The sequence below is a fragment of the Myxococcus sp. CA039A genome (genome assembly GCF_013336645.1).
GTDB lineage: Bacteria > Myxococcota > Myxococcia > Myxococcales > Myxococcaceae > Myxococcus > Myxococcus llanfairpwllgwyngyllgogerychwyrndrobwllllantysiliogogogochensis.
Window position 1 is genome coordinate 1 of record NZ_JABUMQ010000223.1, and the last position, 18,903, is coordinate 18,903.

An 18,903-nucleotide genomic window follows, 5' to 3' on the forward strand; every position below is an offset into this window, starting at 1 on the left:
GGTCCAGCACCACGCAGGCGAAGGCCCCACTCCGGGCGAGCTGCACCGCCGCCCATACCCGCTGCTCGGGCGCCTTGGGACGAACGATGAGCAGCCGCTCCAGGTCCACGCCCTGCGCCGCGGCCGCCGGGGGATAGAGCTCACGCGGCCCATCCACCCACGCGCACAGCCGCTCCTCCCGGTGCGCCGCCGCCACCGCGCTCAGCGCCAGACTGGTCCGCCCGGAGGCCGCCTCTCCGCACAGCTCCACCGCCTGTCCCAGCGGGAAGCCGCCCGAGGGCAGCAGCGCGTCCACCGCCTCCATCCCCGTGCGAAGGACGGACAGGTAGCGCCGGGGCGCCGCCTGCAACTGGCGGATCCGCTCCCGGAGCTGGTCCACGACCGAGCCCGCCGAGCCCGCCGGGCCCACCCGCTGCTCCAAAGCCGCGCCCATCTCGCCTCCTCGCCGGAACCCGGCACACCGAACGTCCGACTGGACGGCAGTTCAGTATGCTCACGGGTCTGACGTGCGCCCGCCCAGGACGCACGGCGATGGGTGAGGCGACACGACGCACCGGCTCGGATCCACTGGCCCGAGGCCAGGGATCTCAAGCCCCTGCACGTCCTAGCCGGCGCAGATGACCTTCACTTCCACCTTCTCGTCATCCGCCCGGCGCAGGCAGCTGCCGCCGAAGTAGATGCGCGCGGGGCGCTCCTCGCCGGACGGCTCGTACGTCAGGTCGCCCGCGGCCACCGAGCACCGCTCCACCGTGCCCCCGGCGCGCGTCAGCTCCACCTGCGCCAGCCGCGGATCCGGCAGGTTCACCACGTCCAGGCTCTGCGCCACCGCGGCCAGCTCGGCGATGCCCAGCAGCGTGTCCCGGTAGCTCGCCCGGCAGATGGAATCCAGGTTGTCGAACTTCGTGTCGAACTTCTCCGACATCGCCCGGTGCCGATGCCCGGGCCCGTACGACGTGGGGCAGTCCACGTTGCGCACGTACGTGCCCTGCGGCGTGACGTCGAGCACCAGCTCCGCCCGCTTGTCGCTCAACGCCACCGGTCCCACCGTGGCCCAGAGCACCTCGCGGCGCCCTCCCTTCGAGTCCCGCAGGGAGCTGAAGAACTCGAAGTACTCGTCCACCGACGTCAGCAGCGCCGCGTTCTCGCTGCACTTGTCCACCGACGTGTCATCCGGGACGGTGACCGGAGGCGGACGCAACTTGGAGCTGCAGTCCTCCTCGTCCGTCACCACGACCACCAGCAGCCGAGCCCCGTCCCGAAGGAAGCCGCCGTTGCCTCCCTCGCCGATGGAGGTGTTGGCCAGGGGCTCGGAGACCGCCAGGCGCACGGCCTCGAAGGGGGACTCCTGCCCGCTGCCCGCCGTGCCCTGCTGCACCAGCCGACGGAAGCGCTCCAGCAGGTGCTCGTCCGTGCTCTCGATGTAGCGCGCGTCCGAGGGCTGTCCATCCGCCTCCGGAACAGCCTGGAGATGTCCCGACTCGGCGGGGTATTCGCGGTATTGCTCCACACCCTGGAAGAGGATCCGCCGGTAGACGGACGTGGTGATCACCCCCACGCGGAAGTCCTGCGTCACGCCGCCGCCCTCCTGGAGGGCCTTGATGAACGCGGGCAGCTCGGTGGCGATGCCGGCCTGCTCCTCGGCCATGGAGGCCGAGTTGTCGATGACGAAGAGGATGTCCGTCTTCTGCGGAGCCACCACCGGGGACTCGCTCTGACACTTGCCCGGAAGGGTGGATCCCGCCTCGTCGACAGGCGACGTACAGGACGCCACCCAGAGGGCCGGCAAGAGGAGCAGGGGGGCACAGGGCTTCAACTTCATGGCGGCCTCCTAGGGGGCGGCGCGCCCAGGCGGCGCGACGCATCAGGGCTGGGGGGGCGAGCATGCCCCACCCCAGGCCCGGACGCGAGACAAGGTGCAGCGTCTGGCATCCGACTTGGACGTGGAAAATCGCACACGGCGTTTGCCATGGGCGTTTTGGTTGTTACGTTGGTTCATCTGCCGCAAGAAACCGACAGATGTTCACCGGCTCGGCCGCTCGCACGGCCGGGCTTGAAGACGAAGGAAGAGGCCGAACTTCATGTCCGATGAGAAGAAGAAGGGCACCGCCGCGAGCGCCATGCCCACCGCGATGGCCCCTCCCGGGCTCATCAACAAGGAAGACATCCCGCAGGTGCTCCCCATCCTGCCCCTGCGCAACAGCGTCTTCTTCCCCGGCGGCGTGCTCCCGCTGGCCGTCGGCCGTCAGAAGACCATTGCCCTGATCAAGGACGCGGTACGCGACGACCAGGTCATCGGTGTCGTCACGCAGCGCCGCGCCGAAGAAGAAGATCCGGGCGCCGCCGACCTCTACACCATGGGCACCGTCGCCCGCATCGTGAAGCTGCTCAAGATGGGCGAGGACAACTACTCGCTCGTGGTGCAGGGACTCGCCCGTTTCCGGGTGGTGGAGCTGGTCCAGGAAGCCCCCTACCTCAAGGCCCGCGTCGACGCGGTGGAGGACAAGACCTCCGCTGAAAACGTCGAGGTGGAGGCCCTGGGCATCAACCTCAAGAAGCTGGCGCGCGAGGTCATCGAGCTGATGCCCGAGCTGCCGGCCGCCGCCACCGAACTGGTGGAGAGCATCACCCACCCCGGCCATCTGGCGGATCTGATCGCCGCCAACGTGGACGTGCCGATCGAGGAGAAGCAGGCCGTCCTGGAGACGGTTGATCTCAAGGCGCGGATGAAGCTCGTGCTCGAGCTGCTCAACCGCAAGCGGGAGATCCTCAAGCTCTCCAACAAGATCGACTCCGCCGTGAAGGGCGAGATGTCGAAGACCCAGCGCGAGTACTACCTGCGCCAGCAGCTCAAGGCGATCAAGGAAGAGCTCGGGGAGATGGGTGAGGAGGAAGAGGAGCTCGACGAGCTCCAGGAGCGCCTGAAGAAGGCGGCCCTGCCTCCCGACGTGGAGAAGGTGGCGAACAAGGAGCTCAACCGCCTGAAGACCATTCCGGCGGCCTCCAGCGAGTACACCGTCGCGCGCACCTACCTGGATTGGATCGCCGACCTGCCGTGGTCGAAGATGTCCGAGGACAACCTCGACATCGAGAACGCCCGGCAGCAGCTGGACAAGGACCACTTCGGCATCAAGAAGGTCAAGAAGCGCATCCTGGAGTACCTGGCGGTGCGCAAGCTGAAGAACGACATGCGCGGGCCCATCCTGTGCCTCGTCGGTCCTCCGGGCGTCGGCAAGACGTCGCTGGGTCAGAGCGTGGCCAAGGCCACGGGCCGCAAGTTCGTGCGCCTGTCCCTGGGCGGCGTGCGTGACGAGGCGGAGATCCGCGGCCACCGGCGCACCTACGTCGGCGCGCTGCCCGGCCGCTTCATCCAGAGCATGAAGAAGGCCGGCACCAAGAACCCGGTCATGATGCTCGACGAAATCGACAAGCTCGGCGCGGACTTCCGCGGCGATCCGAGCGCGGCGCTGCTCGAGGTGCTGGATCCGGAGCAGAACAACACGTTCAGCGACCACTACCTCGACGTGCCGTTCGACCTGTCGAAGGTGATGTTCGTCGCCACGGCGAACCAGCTCGACCCCATCCCCGGTCCGCTCCGCGACCGCATGGAGATCATCGAGCTGTCCGGCTACACGTTCGAGGAGAAGCAGAGCATCGCGCGCATCCACCTGGTGCCCAAGCAGCTCAGGGAGCACGGCCTCAGCGCGGATCACATCGAGATCACCGACGAGGCGTTGCTGACGCTGACCACCTCGTACACCCGCGAGGCGGGCGTGCGTAACCTCGAGCGGCGCATCGCGGACATCTGCCGCGCGGTGGCGGTGGAGGTCGCTGGCGGGAAGATGGACAAGCAGACCATCGACTCCGAGCGCGTGAAGGAGGTCCTCGGGCCCGAGATGTTCTACTCGGAGGTCGCGGAGCGCACGGAGGTTCCGGGCGTGGCCACGGGCCTGGCCTGGACGGCGGCGGGTGGCGACCTGCTCTTCATCGAGGCGACCAAGATGGCGGGCAAGGGCGGCATGACGCTCACCGGCCAGCTGGGCGACGTGATGAAGGAGAGCGCGACGGCGGCGCTGAGCTACCTGCGCAGCAAGTCCGAGCAGTTGGGCATCAGCTCCAACTTCCTCGAGAAGACGGACCTGCACCTGCACTTCCCGGCGGGCTCCATCCCCAAGGATGGTCCTTCCGCTGGCGTCACCATCCTCACCGCGCTCACCAGCCTCCTGACGGGCATCCGGGTGCGGCACGACACGGCGATGACGGGCGAGGCCACGCTGCGTGGTCTGGTCCTGCCGGTGGGTGGCATCAAGGAGAAGGTGCTGGCGGCGCACCGGGCGGGCATCAAGCGGGTCATCCTGCCCGAGCGGTGCCGCAAGGACCTGGTGGACGTGCCGGATCAGGCCAAGAACGAGCTGGAGTTCATCTTCGTCACGCAGATGGACGAAGTGCTCAAGGCCGCGCTGGAGACGTCGCCGTTCAAGTCGTCGGCGGGGACGCCGGGTGGCGAGCCGGGCAAGGAGCCGCTGCCTCCCCAGGCCGCGGACGCCAGCTCTCCCGAGGTCCGCGCTTAACCACGCAGGCCGCTGAGATGTGACACGGGCAGGTTCCTCTTCCGAGGGACCTGCCCGTTGTCTTTGCGGGGACCGACGTGACTCTCGGCGACGTCAGTGCCGCGTCGAAGGCGTGTCCTGCGCGTCGGGCCCGGAGAGCCGCTGGGCGAGCAGGCCGAGCAGCTCCTGGGTGGAGAGCCGGCCCGCGCCGTCCTTGCCCTCGAGCACGTCCGCGACGAGCGCGCGCTTGTGCTCGTGCAGGGAGAGCATCTGCTCTTCAATCGTGCCGCGCGCCACCAGTCGGTAGACGGTGACGGGACGCTCCTGGCCGATGCGGTGCGCGCGGTCCGAGGCCTGGTCCTCCACGGCCGGGTTCCACCAGGGGTCCAGGTGGATGACGCTGTTCGCGGCGGTGAGGTTGAGGCCGAAGCCACCGGCCTTGAGGGAGATGAGGAACAGCGGCGCGGTGCCCTCCTGGAAGGCCTTCACCGCCTCCGCGCGGGCCCTGGGGGCCGTCTGCCCATCCAGGTATTCGTAGGTGATGCCCCGCGCGTCCAGCACCTCTCTCACCAGCGCCAGGTGCGAGGTGAACTGGCTGAAGACCAGCGCGCGGTGGCCCTCGGAGCGCAGCTCCTCGACGAGCTCCAGGAAGCGCTCCAGCTTGGAGGACTCCACGCGTGACGCGGCGTCATAGAGGCGCGGGTGCGAGGCCAACAGCCGCAGCCGGGTGAGGGCCGCGAGCACCTCGAAGCGCTGCTCGTGCTCGCGCTCACGCCGCTCGCGCATGACCTCCGGACGAGACTCCAGCGAGGAGATGGCCGCCAGTCGCGCGTCCTCGTACAGCGTCCACTCCGCCGAGGACAACACGACGGGCACACGCACGTCGGTGCGCGGGGGAAGCTGCGCCTCCACCTGGGCCTTGGTGCGGCGAAGCAGGAAGGGTTGCAGCACGCGAGCGAGCGCGGGGGCCGCCGTCGGGTCCACCCGTCGCTCGATGGGAATCGCGAACCGGGTGCGGAACGCCTCGTGACTGCCGAGCAGCCCCGGGAAGACGAGCGAGAACACGCTCCACAGCTCTCCCAGGTGGTTCTCCAGCGGGGTGCCGGAGAGGGCGAACTTGAAGTCTCCCTGGAGCGCCCTGGCGGCGCGGAAGCGATGCGTGCCGGCGTTCTTCAGTGCCTGGGCCTCGTCGAAGACGATGGTGGCGAAGCGCAGCTCGGACAGCCGGCCGATGTCGCGCGTCAGCAGGCCATAGCTGATGACGAGCACGTCCCGAGGCCCCAGCCGTTCGAGCAGACCGCCCCGGTCCGCCGCCTCGGAGAAGAGCCGCATCCGCAGCGAGGGCGCGAAGCGCTTCGCCTCGTCCATCCAGTTGAAGGCCACGGAGGTGGGCGCCAGCACCAGCGCGGGCCCCAGCTTGCCGCGCTCCAGCAGGACGGCCAGGGCCTGCACCGTCTTGCCCAGGCCCATGTCATCCGCCAGCACCGCGCCCGCGCCCCATGACGCCAGCCGCGTGAGCCAACGGAAGCCCTCCGCCTGATAGTCGCGCAGCTCCGTCTTCAGCGTCGCGGGCACCTTCGGCTTCAGCTCCTTCGCGGCGAAGATGCGCTGGACGAGCCCTTGCCAGGTCTTGTCCGCTTCCAGCGCGGCCCCCGCGCCACTCAGGGCGGACAGGGACTCCGCGGCGGCCGGGCCCACTTCCAGTCCGTGCCGCGACTGGTGGGCATGGTCCGCCAGTCGCTCCAGGTGCTGGCGCAGCGCCTCTTCGACCTCCACATAGGTCTGGTCCTTCACCAGGACGAAGCGCTCCTTGCGGCGCGCGGCATCGAGCAGCCGCGCCAGCTCCACGCGCTCCCCCTGCACCGCGAGCCCGCCGAGCATTCCGAACCAGTCCCGCTTGCGCTCGACGGAAATCTGGAGCGCGCTGGCGCCACGGTGGGCCGCGATTCGCAGCGGCGAGCCCAACCACTCCAGCTCCGGAGCAGGCTCCAGCTCCTGACACGCGGCGAGCAGTGCAAGCGCGCCCTGCACTCCCGAGAACGAATAGGAGAAAGGCATCACCTGCGGCTCCGCGAGGCCGAAGGGCAGGCGCGTCTGGAGCGACTCGGCCAGCGCGAGTTCCTTCACGAAGTCGCGCACCGTGTGGACCGCGTCGTTGCCACGGCGCACGTAGACATCCCGGGGTCCCTCGCCAGGGATGAAGGAGGCGCTGTCCGGGAGGGCACGCACGCGCAGGTCCACGCGCACCGCGCCGCCCGGCTCGATTTCGAGCCGCAGCACCGGAAGCTGGAGCACGGGGACGCGCTCACCCATGACTCCGCGAGGCAGGGCCACGGGCAGGCGCACGGCCAGCTTCGCCAGCTTCTCCAGCAACACGCCATGGCTCTCCGGCGGGAAGACGTTGCCGTGGCGCTGGAGCACCGTGACGAGCGCGCGGACCTCCGGGCCCACGTCCAGGAGCGTGAGCCGACGCGCGCCCTCGTCCCAGAGGAAGAGGGCCTCCTCGGGCTTCGACTTGCGCACGCGGTCCACCATCGACGCGGACAACGTCGCGCCCTCCATCCCCGCGGTGACGACGACCGCCCCACCCCGCTCCACCGCGACGATGCCCACCTTGGCGCGCTCGACCTGGACCAGCAGGTCCTGCGTCCCTTCCTGGTAGAGCCGGGGATGGTCCACCAGTTCGACGAGCAGCGCGCGCGAGGCGGGCCCGTCGTTGTCCGGGAGCAAGGACGCGAGGCGCGCGTCGAGGGAGGACAGCTGCGCGCCGTGCTCTTGCAGCAGCTTGCGCCGGCTCACCTTCGCCCCCGTCGAGCGCTGGCCCTTCTTGGTGCGCCGGTGCACGTACGGATGCACCTCCACGCCGTAGCCCTCGATGACATCGACGCGCCAGGAGACCTCCACGCCCGAACCGCTTCCGAGCCCCTCGTCGAGCGCGCGCTCCAGCGCCCGGAGTGTGCGGTCCCACCCCGGCCGCACCAGCTCATCGAGCGTCTCGCCGAAGCCCTCCGTCCAGGGCTGACGCAGCCACAGCAGCACCGTGTCGATGGCCGCGAGCAGATGGACACAGGGCGGCGCGCCACAGGTGCAGTCGGCCTGCACGGAGGTGGGCGTGAAGGTCAGGCTCGCCTCAGGAAGGATGAACCCCATCTGCGCGCCGTAGGGCAGCTCCGAGCAGCGCGTCTCACGGAAGCGGAAGCCCGGGAGCTCGGGGTCGAGCTGGAGCGCGTCGCGACTCAGCGCGCTCGTGGGACGCGGAGCGACGGTGCCGGGCGCGCGGGAGCGGAGGTCCAGGAGCAGGCCGTGGACGCGGTGCGTGCGAACGTCCTGAGGGGGCGCGAGGCGCTCGGGGAGCGAGGCCCGGGTCTGCTCCGCGTTCCGCCGCTCCTCTTCCACGAAGCGCCATGCGAGCAGCGGGAGCAGCTCCTTCATCTTCGGAGATGGGAGGGACTCCTGGCTCCAGCGGGTCCGCGCCTCCTCGCTGAGCATCTCCACCAGGCGGCGGCGCGCGGTCGCTGGACGGGCCTGGGGCAACAGCGCGGCGTCCACCAGGGGCGTCAACACCGTGAGGCTCAAGCGGGACAGATGCTCGATGCCCTGCTCCCGCAACCAGGACCGCAGTGCGCCCTCCGTGGCGAAGTGTGGGACAGACGAGGGAACAGGCTGCGGGCGCTCCACGGACATGGCCCTTCGCTTCTTCGCGAAGCGGCGGGGAAACGCAAGCGCCACGGCGAGGCGGACAGGCAGGCAACCCTCCTTCCACGACTTCCGCTTTCCTGCCCTTCCACGGCACACTGCGGAACGACGCTCCCTTGCCAGGCGTCGCACCTGCCATGACCAAATCCGCTGGAGTGTGGGGACTGGGCTTCATCCTGCTCGCCGGGCCCGCGTGCCTGCGAGCCTCGACGGAGGCGAAACCGGCCCCCCTGCCCGTCGACCCGGCCGCGGTGAAGGAGTCGGTGGAGGGCAACCGCACCTCCCTTCCCACCGCGCCGGCCGAACCCAAGGGCGTGGTCGTCGAACCTCCGACGAAGCCGCCGTCCGGGGAGCCCGAGGCCCTTCGCTCGTCACCGAAATGGCCCGCTTCCGGGGCGCCCCTGACGCTGGTGTCGGCACGCTTTCCCCAGGGCTTCGGCAAGCAGCGCGTGTACCTGGACGCGGGACATGGGGCGGAGGGGAACACCGGCACCCGGTCCGTCACCTGTGAGGACGAAGAGGTCTTCACGTTGCGCGTGGCGGAGGACCTGGCTCGGCGCCTGGAAGCCACGGGGCGCTTCGACGTGCGCATCAGCCGCAAGTCGGGGCAGCGGGTCGCCTACGCGGACCGGCTCGCGGAGGCCGAGCGTTGGGGCGCGCATGTGCTGGTGAGTCTGCACTCGGACTCCCGGGGGACGGCGCACCCGTGGTCACCCACGGCGGGCCAGGAGTGCAACCGGCAAGATGAGACGCCTGGGTTCAGCGTGCTCTGGTCCGAGGAGGCCGATCCGCCCCTCCAAGCACGACGGGCCATGCTGGCGCGGGCGCTCGCCCGGAACCTGTCCCAGGTGGGATTCCTGCACTACGACGGCGTGGACTACACGGGGCTCTATGCCGCTGACTCCGCGCAGGCCGGGGTCTTCGTAGCGAGAGAGCCCACGCACCGACGCATCTTCGTGCTGCGCAAGCCGACCATCCCCTCCGTCATCATCGAGACGCACCATGCGCTCGACTTCGAGGAGGCCGCGCGGTGGCGCGAGGAGCGCACGCTGGAGGCCTTTGGCTCCGCGGTGACCCAGGGGCTCGTGGACGCCTTCACGCCATCTCTCGTCGCCGCGCCCCAGGCGAACAGCCGCTAGGTTCTGTCCCTTCGACTGTCGAGGAGGTCACTGAGTGGCCCGGTGGTGGGACGACGCTGCCACCACCAGTCACTTCCCGCTTCGACCGACCACCACCTGGAGAGAGCGCGTCCCGCATCATCGACCGTCGCAGCCCGGTACTTCTCATCGGCAGCGGCGACCAGGGACCTGAGCTTCTCCACGAGAGGAGCAGAGCATTCGCCCAGCAGATGCTCCACCGCATCGCGCCGATACAGATACTCCGCGAACTCCTCCGCCAGGCTCTTGGTGTCGCCCACGTCCTCCGCGAATCGCAACCAGCTCTCCAGGAGGATTTCGGACGAAAGGCGCTTCCCCCTGGCGTGACGCCTGGCCGTCAGGTCATCCAGGACAGCCTGTTCTTCGGGGGTGAAGGGGGGGAGATAACTTCTCGTCTTGCGATATCTCCGCACGAAGCCCTCTCTCTTGGGGGGGCTGAACGGAGCTACAGCCCGACGCTCGATGGCTTGTCGGTACATCTCCCGCAGCGCGTCCATGTCGGGCGCGAGCTGGATGATTTGGTTCATGGCCTCATTGGCCACTTCCCACACGTCACCCACGCGCTTGCTTCGCAGCCTCCGGGTGAGCGGGGCAGGCCACATCGCGGCCAAGAAGTAGATTTGGACCGGCCAGTCAGCGAGCTGAATGGTCAACGAGGTGGGCTCACGCCTCACTTCACGTCGGCCGAGGGTGTAGGACGTGAAGACCCAAGCGTCTCCCTCCGCTAGAAGTAGGGATCGCACAGGACCACCGGTTGGCGCTTCGTCTCTCGCAAGGTCGTAGTAGCCCCGAGAGAAGCGAATCCGATGTTCCCAGCGGGAGAGGCAGTCGAGGTGCAGCCGCGCGTCACTGAAGCGCGAGAGTTCATCGTCTTCAGGGAATGGGCAGACGGAGCCATCGATCTTCACTGAAAGACGATCCGGGTCCGTGCTCCCGCAGATGGCGCAGGCTCTCGTATCTCCTGATTCAGGTCGCATGGTTCACTCGCCGGTCACGATGGAGGGTCAGCGCAGCCAGGCGAAGGCACGCTCGAGCTGGGCCACCGCGTCGTCGAGATAGCAGCGACCATGCGCCAAGAGCACCCGCTGAGGCTGCCATCCAAGCATTTGCTGATAGCAGGCACGCGCTTGAGGCTTTCGTCCCCAGGCTGTCGCCTGCACCTCACGAGGTGTCTGTCCCGGCCACATGGTGCCACCGAGGGTGAGCAGCCACCGGAAGCGAGGCCGGATGCGCTCCTTTTCGAGCGCCATGACCATGTCCGCGAGGATCAACGTCGCGGAGTCCTTGTGGAAGAACACGACCTCTTCGACGAAGCGACTCCCTCGGAAGATGAGCTGTTCGAAGTCATTCGCCCAGACCTCGGGGGCGCCATCCTGGAGGTCGGCGTCGAACGGAACATCGAGCTTCTGCGAGCGTGCACGCTCACGAACTCCCGGCGAGGCCCAGACCGTCGCGTGCGGGTAGCGCGCCTTCCAGGCTGGGATGGCCGCGTAGTGGAACCGGTTCGGCGACACGAGGTGCTCGACACGGCCGAGCGCATCGACCTCCGCGAACAGCTCGGGCGTGGGCGCCGTGGGAGACCAGAGCCACAAGCCCCCCGAGCGCAGCCGGATGATGACCATGCGCGTGGGGAATGGCAGCGTCACCGGGCCATAGCTCATCTTCGCGACGGGCCCGTCCACCCACCAGAGTCCCTCGGCGAGCGGCTTGAGCGTCGAGAGTGGACCATAGGGACGTATCCCATCGGTCCACTCGCTGAGTTCGTGGGCGCTCTCGCGGTTTCCAGTCGTCATGGCCCTGTCATAACAACTCCGGGACGACGTGCACTTCGACTATGTGCCCGCGTCCCGGTCCTCGTCAGCCTCTTCGTCCCCGAGGATGCGCGCCAGTCGCGAGGCCAGTGCATGGACGTACGGCGCTCGCAGCATGCTGTAATGGTCACCGGCGACGTCCTCCAGCTTGAGCTGCCCCTGTGGGACCCAGCGCGACCACCCATGGTTCGCGTCCACGGCCCGCTCGCGCCTCGCGTCCTTCGCGCGGAGAAGCAGCATGGGCCCGGCGTAGGGTCCTGGACGATACGTGGACAGTGCTCGGAGGTTTGCTCGCGTCACATCTCGCCAGGCTCGAAGGTCGGTGTCCTGGACCTCGCGAGGCAGCCAGCCGGCGACACGTGCATGTTCGGCGAATCGGGCGAACTGCTCGTCTTCCGTGAGGCCCATGAGCAACTCCGGACGCAGCGTCGATTCCGCGCCCACCGTACGCGCCAGATCCATCGCCATGCCCGTGAGCAACAGCGCGTCCTCGGGCGCGGTCATGAGGGATTCGTCCCCTGGAGCGAAGCTGTCGAGGAGCACGAGTTGTTCCACCTGCTGCCCCTGTCGCTCCAGTTCACGCGCCATCTCGAAAGCGATGACGCCACCCATGGACCAGCCGCCCAGGAGGTAGGGACCCTCTGGCTGCACAGTGCGCATGGATGCGATGTAGCGACGAGCCAACGCTTCCACCTGCTCCAACGGCGCCTCGTCTCCGTCCAGCCCAGGCGCCTGGAGCCCGTAGAAGGGCCGCTCCGTTCCCAGCGTGCGCGCGAGCAGCCGGTAGGGGCCCACCGCGCCCCCCACCGCGTGAACGAAGAACACCGGCGTGCCCGAGCCCTCCGCCTGCAACGTCACGCAGTCTCTGACCGCGCCACCCGCGCGAGTCCCTTCCAGCCAGGACGCGAGCTGCTCCACCGTGGGTGCCTCGAAGAGCGCACGCAAGGGGACGTCCACGCCGGTCAGCGCGCGCACCCTCGCGACCACCTGCGTCACCAGCAATGAGTGCCCGCCCAGCTCGAAGAAGTCGTCGTGAATGCCGACCTTCTCGACGCCGAGGACCTCGCTCCAGAGGGCGGCGAGCTGCTGCTCCTTGTCATTGCGCGGCGCCTCGTACCGGTCCTGCGCGGCTCGGGTGGTATCCGGCACGGGCAGCGCACGGCGATCCACCTTGCCGTTGGCCGTGAGCGGCAGGGCTGCCATCACCACGAACGCAGAGGGGACCATGTACTTGGGGATCCGCTCCTGGAGGAAGCCACGCAGGGAGAGGGGCTCGAGCCCCGCCCCCTGGCGTGGCACGACGTAGGCAACCAGTCGCTTGTCGCCGGGGACGTCCTCGCGCACCAGGGCCATGGCCTCGCGCACCTCCGGGTGCTGGTGCAGCGCGGACTCCACCTCGCCCAGCTCGATGCGCAGGCCGCGGAGCTTCACCTGGTCGTCGGCGCGGCCGACGAAGGCGAGCTGCCCATCCGCCCGCCAGCGCACCACGTCGCCGGTGCGGTAGAGACGCGCGCCGGGCTCGGTGCTGAACGGGTGCGGGATGAAGCTCTCCGCCGTCAGCTCCGGACGGTCGAGGTAGCCGCGCGCGAGCTGCACCCCGCCGATGAACAGCTCACCGGGCAGGCCCACGGGCACGGGCTCCAGGCGCTCGTCGAGGACGTACACCCGCACGTTCGTCAGGGGGCGGCCAATGGGCGGCGGCTGTCCCTCTTGCGGCGCGCACTCGCAGAGCGTCGCCACCACCGTGGCCTCGGTGGGGCCGTAGGTGTTGAGGAAGGTCCGGCCCGGAGCCCAGCGCGACACGAGCTCGGCCGAGCAGGCCTCGCCGCCAGAGATGACCGTGCGCAGCGCCGGCAGCTCTTCGGCGGCGGTCGCCGCCAGCACCGCGGGGGTGAGGCTGAGGACGGAGATGGACGAGCGCCGCAGCAGCTCGTGCAGCGCCGGCCCTGGCATGGCCTGCTCGGTGGTGAGGACATGCAGGGTGCCGCCCGCGGTCAACGTGCTGAAGATCTCCTCGACGGAGAGGTCGAAGCTGGGGTTGGCGAATTGGAGGACCTGGCTGGACGGCCCCAGGGCATACGCCTGCTTCTCCCAGTGGACGAGGTTGCAGACGGCGCGGTGGGTGATGAGCACGCCCTTGGGCTGGCCGGTGGAGCCCGAGGTGTAGATGACGTAGGCGAGGTTCTCCGCCATCACTCCGGAGACAGGGGCGTCCTCTCGCTGGCGGGAGAGCTCGGCCATGTCGACGCACACCGTGGCGCCGGAGAAGGCGGGCAGGCGTGCCGCGAACGGCTGCTGGGTGAGGAGCACGGTGGCCCCGCAGTCCTGGAGCAGGAAGGCCAGACGCACGGGAGGCTGCATCGGGTCGAGTGGCACGTAGGCGCCGCCGGCCTTGAGGACGCCGAGCATGCTCACGATCAGCTCCGGCGAGCGCTCCATGCACAGGGCGACGCGGACCTCCGGGCCCACGCCCAGGGAGCGCAGGTGCCAGGCGAGCTGATTGGCGCGGCGCTCCAGCTCGCGGTAGGTGAGCGCGCCGGAGCTGGACTCGATGGCCGCCGAGTCGAGGTCGCGCGAGGCCGGGATGACCAGCTCGTGGAGGCAGGCCTGATGCGGGAAGGCAGCCTGGGTGCCACTCCACCGCGACAGCAGTTGCTCGCGCTCCTCGCCGGGCAACAAAGAGCAGGTGGCGAGCGGCGCATCCGGGCGGGCCAGCACGGCCGAGATCAGCACTTCCAGGTGCCGCATCATTCGCTCGGCCGTGGAGGCGTCGAACAGGTCCGTATTGTACTCGAGCCGTCCCTCCAGGCTCCCGTCCTCGACGAAGCCCATATCGAGGATGAGCTCGAACTTGGCGTTGCCAGGGTTGAGGGCAAGGGGCGACAGCTCCAGGCCCGCGTGCGAGCGCCGCGACTCGCCCAGGGCATGCAGTTCGAACATGACCTGGAAGAGCGGTGAGCGGCTCAGGTTGCGCTCGGGCTGGAGCTCCTCGACGAGCTTCTCGAAGGGGATGTCCTGGTGCTCGTAGGCAGCCAGGGTGTTCTTGCGCACCTGGGCGAGCAGCTCGCGGAAGGTGGCACGGGAGTCGATGCGGGCGCGGAGGACGAGCGTATTGACGAAGAAGCCGATGAGCCCTTCGAGCTCCGCGAAGCGGCGGCCGGCGATGGGCGAACCCACGCAGACATCGTCCTGGCCGGAGTAGCGGGCCAGCAGCAACTGCCAGATGGCCAGCATGCCCATGAAGGGCGTGAGTCCCTCCTGCTGGCAGAGAGCACGCAGCGCCTCGGTGGACTCGCGACGGATGCGGATGGGAACGGCGGCCGCGCGTGCGGAACCATTCGAGGAGCGAGGCCTGTCAGTGGGCAGCTCCAGGGCCTGGGCGGCCCCTGCCATTTCCTGGCGCCACCAGGACAGCTGCTTCTCCAGGGCGTCGCCCTGCAGCCAGCCGCGCTGCCAGGCCGCGTAGTCCGCGTACTGCACCGGCAACTCGCCCAGCGGTGACGGCTTCCCCGCCGCATACGCCTCGTAGAGCGCCACCACCTCCCTCACCAGCACCGCTGTCGACCACCCGTCCGACACGATGTGGTGCAGCACCACCACCAACACATGCGACTCCGCTGACAACCTCACCAGCGTCACTCGCAGCAGCGGCCCACTCTTCAGGTCGAAGGGCCTTGCGACTTCTTCACCCACCCAGCGCAGCACCGTGGCTTCATCCTCGGGCAGTTCGACTCGCTGAAGCTGGAACGCCGTCGGAGGCTGGATGACCTGGACGGGGACACCTCCTTCATCAGGGAAGCAGGTGCGCAAGCTCTCGTGACGACGCACCACTTCCGCGAAGGCTCGCTCCAGCGCATCCACATCGAGCGGCCCATCCAACCGGAGTGCCGTCGGAACGTTATACGCAACGCTCCCCGGTTCAAGCCGATCCAGGAACCACAGTCGCTGCTGCGCGAAGGACAACGGCAGCGCGCTCTTCCGAGGCGAAGGTCGCAGCGCGGGCAACGAGACGGCTCGCGCGACCTGGTCCACCTTCCTCGCCAACGCCTCCAGCGTGGGCGCCTCGAAGAGCGCTCGCAGGGGGACTTCCACTCCCAGCGATGCACGCAGACGAGCCACCACTCGCGTCGCGACGAGCGAATGTCCACCCAAGGCGAAGAAGTCATCGTGTCGACCCACCCGCTCGACTCGCAAGACCTCTGCCCAGATGGAAGCCAGCGCCTCCTCCATCGGCGTGGCGGGCGGAACATGCGCGGCTCCCGACACCACGGCTCCGGACTCGGGCACTGGCAGCGCTCGACGATCCAACTTTCCGTTCGGTGTCAGCGGCAACACGTCCAGCCACATGAAGGCCGAGGGCACCATGTGCGCCGGCAGACGCTCCTGGAGGAACCCTCGCAACGCCCCCACTTCCGTCGCCTGCCCCGAACCCGCGAGGACGTACGCGACCAGGCGCTGGTCTCCAGGCGTGTCCTCACGGGCCACCACCACCGCATCCTTCACCGAGGGATGCTCGCGCAGGACCGCGGCCACTTCTCCCGGCTCCACTCGGAAGCCGCGCACCTTCACCTGGAAGTCAGAGCGGCCGAGGAACTCCACCCGCCCATCCGCGAGCCACCGCACGCGATCCCCCGTGCGGTACATCCGCGCGCCCGGCACGGCACTGAACGGGTCTGGACCAAACCGTTCCGCCGTCAGCTCGGCGCGCGACAGGTAGCCACGCGCGACTTGCGCCCCTCCGATGAACAGCTCGCCCGGAACACCGACTGGCACCGGCCGAAGCTCGTCATCGAGCACATACACCCGCGCATTCGCCAGGGGTCGACCCAAGGGCACCGCACCCCGTCGTGTCGACGGACCCGCATCCGCACGAGCGGGCGTCGAGTGAGGCGCAACAATCGCCTCGCCCGTATCAACCCCACCCGCGAGCACCCCCACCGTCGTCTCCGTGGGGCCGTAGTGGTTGAACACCTCGCACTCCGGGGCCAGGGCACGCACCTGCTCCAGCAACGCCCAGGTGGATGACTCGCCTCCCAGCACCAGTCTCTTGCGCGGAAGCACCCGAGCCGGTGCTGGCGCAGTCAACAGCGCGGACAGATGCGCGGGGACGATCTTCACGCAGTCCACGCCGTGACGCTGGAAGTACTCCGCGACTCCCACGGGATTCCCCGCGCGCTCCGCGGTGAGCACATGCAGCACACCACCCGTGCACAGCGCGGGGAACAACACCGTGTTCCCCAGGTCCGCGCCGAATGTGGACACCAGCGCGAAGCTGGAGCACTCGCTCAACTTCAACCGCTCCGTCGCGGCCTGGACGTAGTTGACGAGCGCGCCATGCGACACGGCCACGCCCTTCGGGCGCCCGGTGCTCCCCGACGTGAACAACACGTACGCCAGATTCTCCGACGCACCTCGATGGTCCGGAGCATCTACTCGCTGTTGAGCGAGCTGTTGGGCCTCGGTGTCCAGTTGCACTCGCCGCGCCCCACAGGCCTGGAACAAGGCCGCGTGACGTGACTCCGTCACCACCACGGGCGCGGCGACCTCTTCCACCATCAGGCACAGGCGAGAGGCGGGCTGCGACGGCTCCAGCGGCACATATGCGCCACCCGCCTTCAGGACACCCAGCAACGCGACCACCAGCTCCGCGCTTCGCTCCAGGCACAGCGCCACCGGGACGTCCGGTCCCACGCCCAAAGCTCGCAGATGATGCGCGAGCTGATTCGCCCGAGCATCGAGCTGCCGATACGAGAGCACCGTCTCCTCGCAGCGCACAGCCGGCGCGTCCGGTGTGCGAGCCACCTGTCGTTCGATGAGCTGGTGCAGCAGCGCGGACTCGAACGGGGCATCAGCGGTCGCGGTGGACCAGGACTCCAGGACGTGTCGACGCTCGGAGGCCGTCATCAGCGGGAGCGCGGCGAGGCGCTGCTCCGGGTTCGCGGTGATGGACTCCAGCAAGACCTGAAGGTGGGAGACCATCCGGGCCGCCGTGGACTCCAGGAACAGGTCCGAGTTGAACAGCAGCGTCCCCGCGAAACCCTCGGCCGACTCACTCAGGTTCAACGACAGCTCGAAGCGCGCGGACTCCGTGCCCTCGGTCGGCACCGGCTTCAACGACAGCGCGGGCAGCTCCAGGGCCTCCACCGGCGCGTTCTGAAGGACGAAGAGGACCTGGAACAGCGCGGTGCGACTCAGGTCGCGCACGGGATGGAGCGCTTCCACCAGCTTCTCGAACGGAAGGTCCTGGTGCTCGTAGGCGCCCAGCGTGGTCTCCCGCACCTGGGCCAGCAGCTCACGGAACGTGTCCCGAGGCCGTGCCTGGGCTCGCAGGACCAGCGTGTTGACGAAGAAGCCGATGAGGCCCTCCGTCTCCGCGTACCTCCGGCCCGCGATGGGCGAGCCCACGCTCACGTCTTCCTGACCCGAATAGCGCGCCAGCAACACCTGGAACGCCGCGAGCAACACCATGAAAGGCGTGGCCCCCTCGGCGCGGGCCAGTGCTCCGATGGCGTCGCTCAGCTCCCTCGAAAGTCGCACCGGCACCGTGGCGCCCCGGTGCGACAGAATCGCGGGCCTTGGACCATCCGTGGGCAGCTCCAGGTGGGGAGGTGCTCCCGCCAGGCGCTTGCGCCAGCCGTCGAGCTGCGCTTCCAGTCGCTCACCACTCAGCCACTCGCGCTGCCAGCGTGCGTAGTCCGCGTACTGCACCGGGAGCGCGGCGAGCGGTGAAGCACGGCCCTCGGAGAAGGCGACATAGAGCGTGCTCAACTCGCGCACCAACACGCCGAGGGACCAGCCATCCGCGATGATGTGGTGCATCACCAGCGAGAGCACATGCACCTCGGGCTCCAGCCGCGACAACGTGGCTCGCACGAGCCACTTCTGTCCCAGGTCGAACGGACGCAGCGAGTCCTCGACAGCTCGACGACGAACCTCTGCCTCTCGCTCCAGCTCAGTCAGTTGACCGAGGTCTTCCACCGCGAGCGGGAAGTCCGTGGGAGGGTGGATGACCTGAACAGGCTCGCCCTCATGCAGGGCGAAGGTGGTGCGCAGCGCCTCATGCCGCGCCACCAGCGCGGAGAACGCTCGCTGGAGGGCAACGAGGTTCAGCGCACCTTCCACTTGAAGGTGGATGGGGATGTTGTAGGCCGCGCTGCCCGGAGAGAGCTGGTCGAAGAACCACAGTCGATGCTGCGCGAAGGACAACGGCGGCATCCCCGTGCGCGGCAGCGCGACCAAGGGAAACGCCTCGGACGACGGACCTGCTTCGCGCGAGGAGTCGATGCGCGCGGCCAGGGCTTCGAGCGTAGGTGCTTCAAAGAGCGTGCGCAGCGGGAGGTCCACGCCGGTCAGCGCGCGCACTCTCGCCACCACCTGCGTCGCCAGCAGCGAGTGCCCGCCCAGCTCGAAGAAGTCGTCCTTCCTCCCCACTCGCTTCGCGCCCAGCACCTCCGCGAAGACTTCCGCCAGCTTCGCTTCCATCCCTTCTCGCGGCGCCTCGTACTCCTCCACGGCCTGCGTCACGTCCTCCGGTGCTGGCAACGCCCCGCGGTCCACCTTCCCATTCGCCGTCAGCGGCAGCGCCTCCAGTACCACCACCACCGTCGGCACCAGGTACTCCGGCAGCTTCCTCCGCAGCCCTTCCTTCACCACGCTGGCGTCCAACCCCGTCCCCACCACGTACCCCACCAG

8 protein-coding genes are annotated in these 18,903 nt (G+C 68.8%); 2 read left to right on the forward strand and 6 right to left on the reverse strand.

Annotated elements, in window-relative coordinates; genetic code table 11:
* Both HR086_RS31070 and HR086_RS31075 read right to left on the reverse strand, forming a co-directional pair.
* Positions 1-433: ImuA family protein (locus HR086_RS31070; RefSeq protein ID WP_373564378.1), on the reverse strand; the 433-nt coding region annotated here is incomplete at its 3' end.
* A 171-nt stretch (positions 434-604) separates the two neighbouring features.
* A complete protein-coding gene (locus HR086_RS31075) occupies positions 605-1,819 on the reverse strand; it encodes a vWA domain-containing protein (RefSeq protein WP_174463663.1) in 1,215 nt (404 codons plus the stop codon).
* A gap of 259 nt (positions 1,820-2,078) precedes the next feature.
* Between HR086_RS31075 and lon the strand changes: the two genes are divergently transcribed.
* Complete coding sequence (gene lon / locus HR086_RS31080; protein WP_141647087.1) at positions 2,079-4,568, forward strand: endopeptidase La; 2,490 nt, start codon at positions 2,079-2,081, stop codon at positions 4,566-4,568.
* A 93-nt stretch (positions 4,569-4,661) separates the two neighbouring features.
* Here lon and HR086_RS31085 read toward each other — a convergent pair whose 3' ends face one another.
* A complete protein-coding gene (locus HR086_RS31085) occupies positions 4,662-8,231 on the reverse strand; it encodes a DEAD/DEAH box helicase (protein ID WP_174467448.1) in 3,570 nt (1,189 codons plus the stop codon).
* Between the two features lie 149 nt (positions 8,232-8,380).
* Here HR086_RS31085 and HR086_RS31090 point away from each other — a divergent pair, with 149 nt between their 5' ends.
* Positions 8,381-9,382 carry an N-acetylmuramoyl-L-alanine amidase gene (locus HR086_RS31090; protein ID WP_174467449.1) on the forward strand — a complete coding sequence of 334 codons (1,002 nt, stop codon included), beginning with the start codon at positions 8,381-8,383 and terminating at the stop codon, positions 9,380-9,382.
* On the opposite strand, the gene HR086_RS31095 is transcribed toward HR086_RS31090, so the two are convergent.
* The 3 genes from HR086_RS31095 to HR086_RS31105 form a co-directional block, all read right to left on the reverse strand.
* Positions 9,379-10,308 (reverse strand): hypothetical protein, encoded by a 930-nt coding sequence (locus HR086_RS31095; protein ID WP_174467450.1) that lies wholly within the window; start codon positions 10,306-10,308, stop codon positions 9,379-9,381. The genes HR086_RS31090 and HR086_RS31095 overlap by 4 nt on opposite strands.
* Before the next feature lie 96 nt (positions 10,309-10,404).
* The gene (locus HR086_RS31100; RefSeq protein ID WP_174467451.1) at positions 10,405-11,193 is read right to left on the reverse strand and encodes a DUF4336 domain-containing protein; all 789 of its coding nucleotides are present in this window, start codon (positions 11,191-11,193) and stop codon (positions 10,405-10,407) included.
* A 39-nt stretch (positions 11,194-11,232) separates the two neighbouring features.
* Positions 11,233-18,891: an amino acid adenylation domain-containing protein gene (locus HR086_RS31105; protein ID WP_373564379.1), complete on the reverse strand. Its 7,659-nt coding sequence runs from the start codon at positions 18,889-18,891 to the stop codon at positions 11,233-11,235.
* Positions 18,892-18,903 lie beyond the last annotated feature (12 nt).

Coding starts and splice junctions, on each gene's coding strand:
- HR086_RS31075 (WP_174463663.1), bottom strand. CDS start 1,819: ATGAAGTTGAAGCCCTGTGCCCCCCTGCTCCTCTTGCCGGCCCTCTGG.
- lon (WP_141647087.1), top strand. CDS start 2,079: ATGTCCGATGAGAAGAAGAAGGGCACCGCCGCGAGCGCCATGCCCACC.
- HR086_RS31085 (WP_174467448.1), bottom strand. CDS start 8,231: ATGTCCGTGGAGCGCCCGCAGCCTGTTCCCTCGTCTGTCCCACACTTC.
- HR086_RS31090 (WP_174467449.1), top strand. CDS start 8,381: ATGACCAAATCCGCTGGAGTGTGGGGACTGGGCTTCATCCTGCTCGCC.
- HR086_RS31100 (WP_174467451.1), bottom strand. CDS start 11,193: ATGACGACTGGAAACCGCGAGAGCGCCCACGAACTCAGCGAGTGGACC.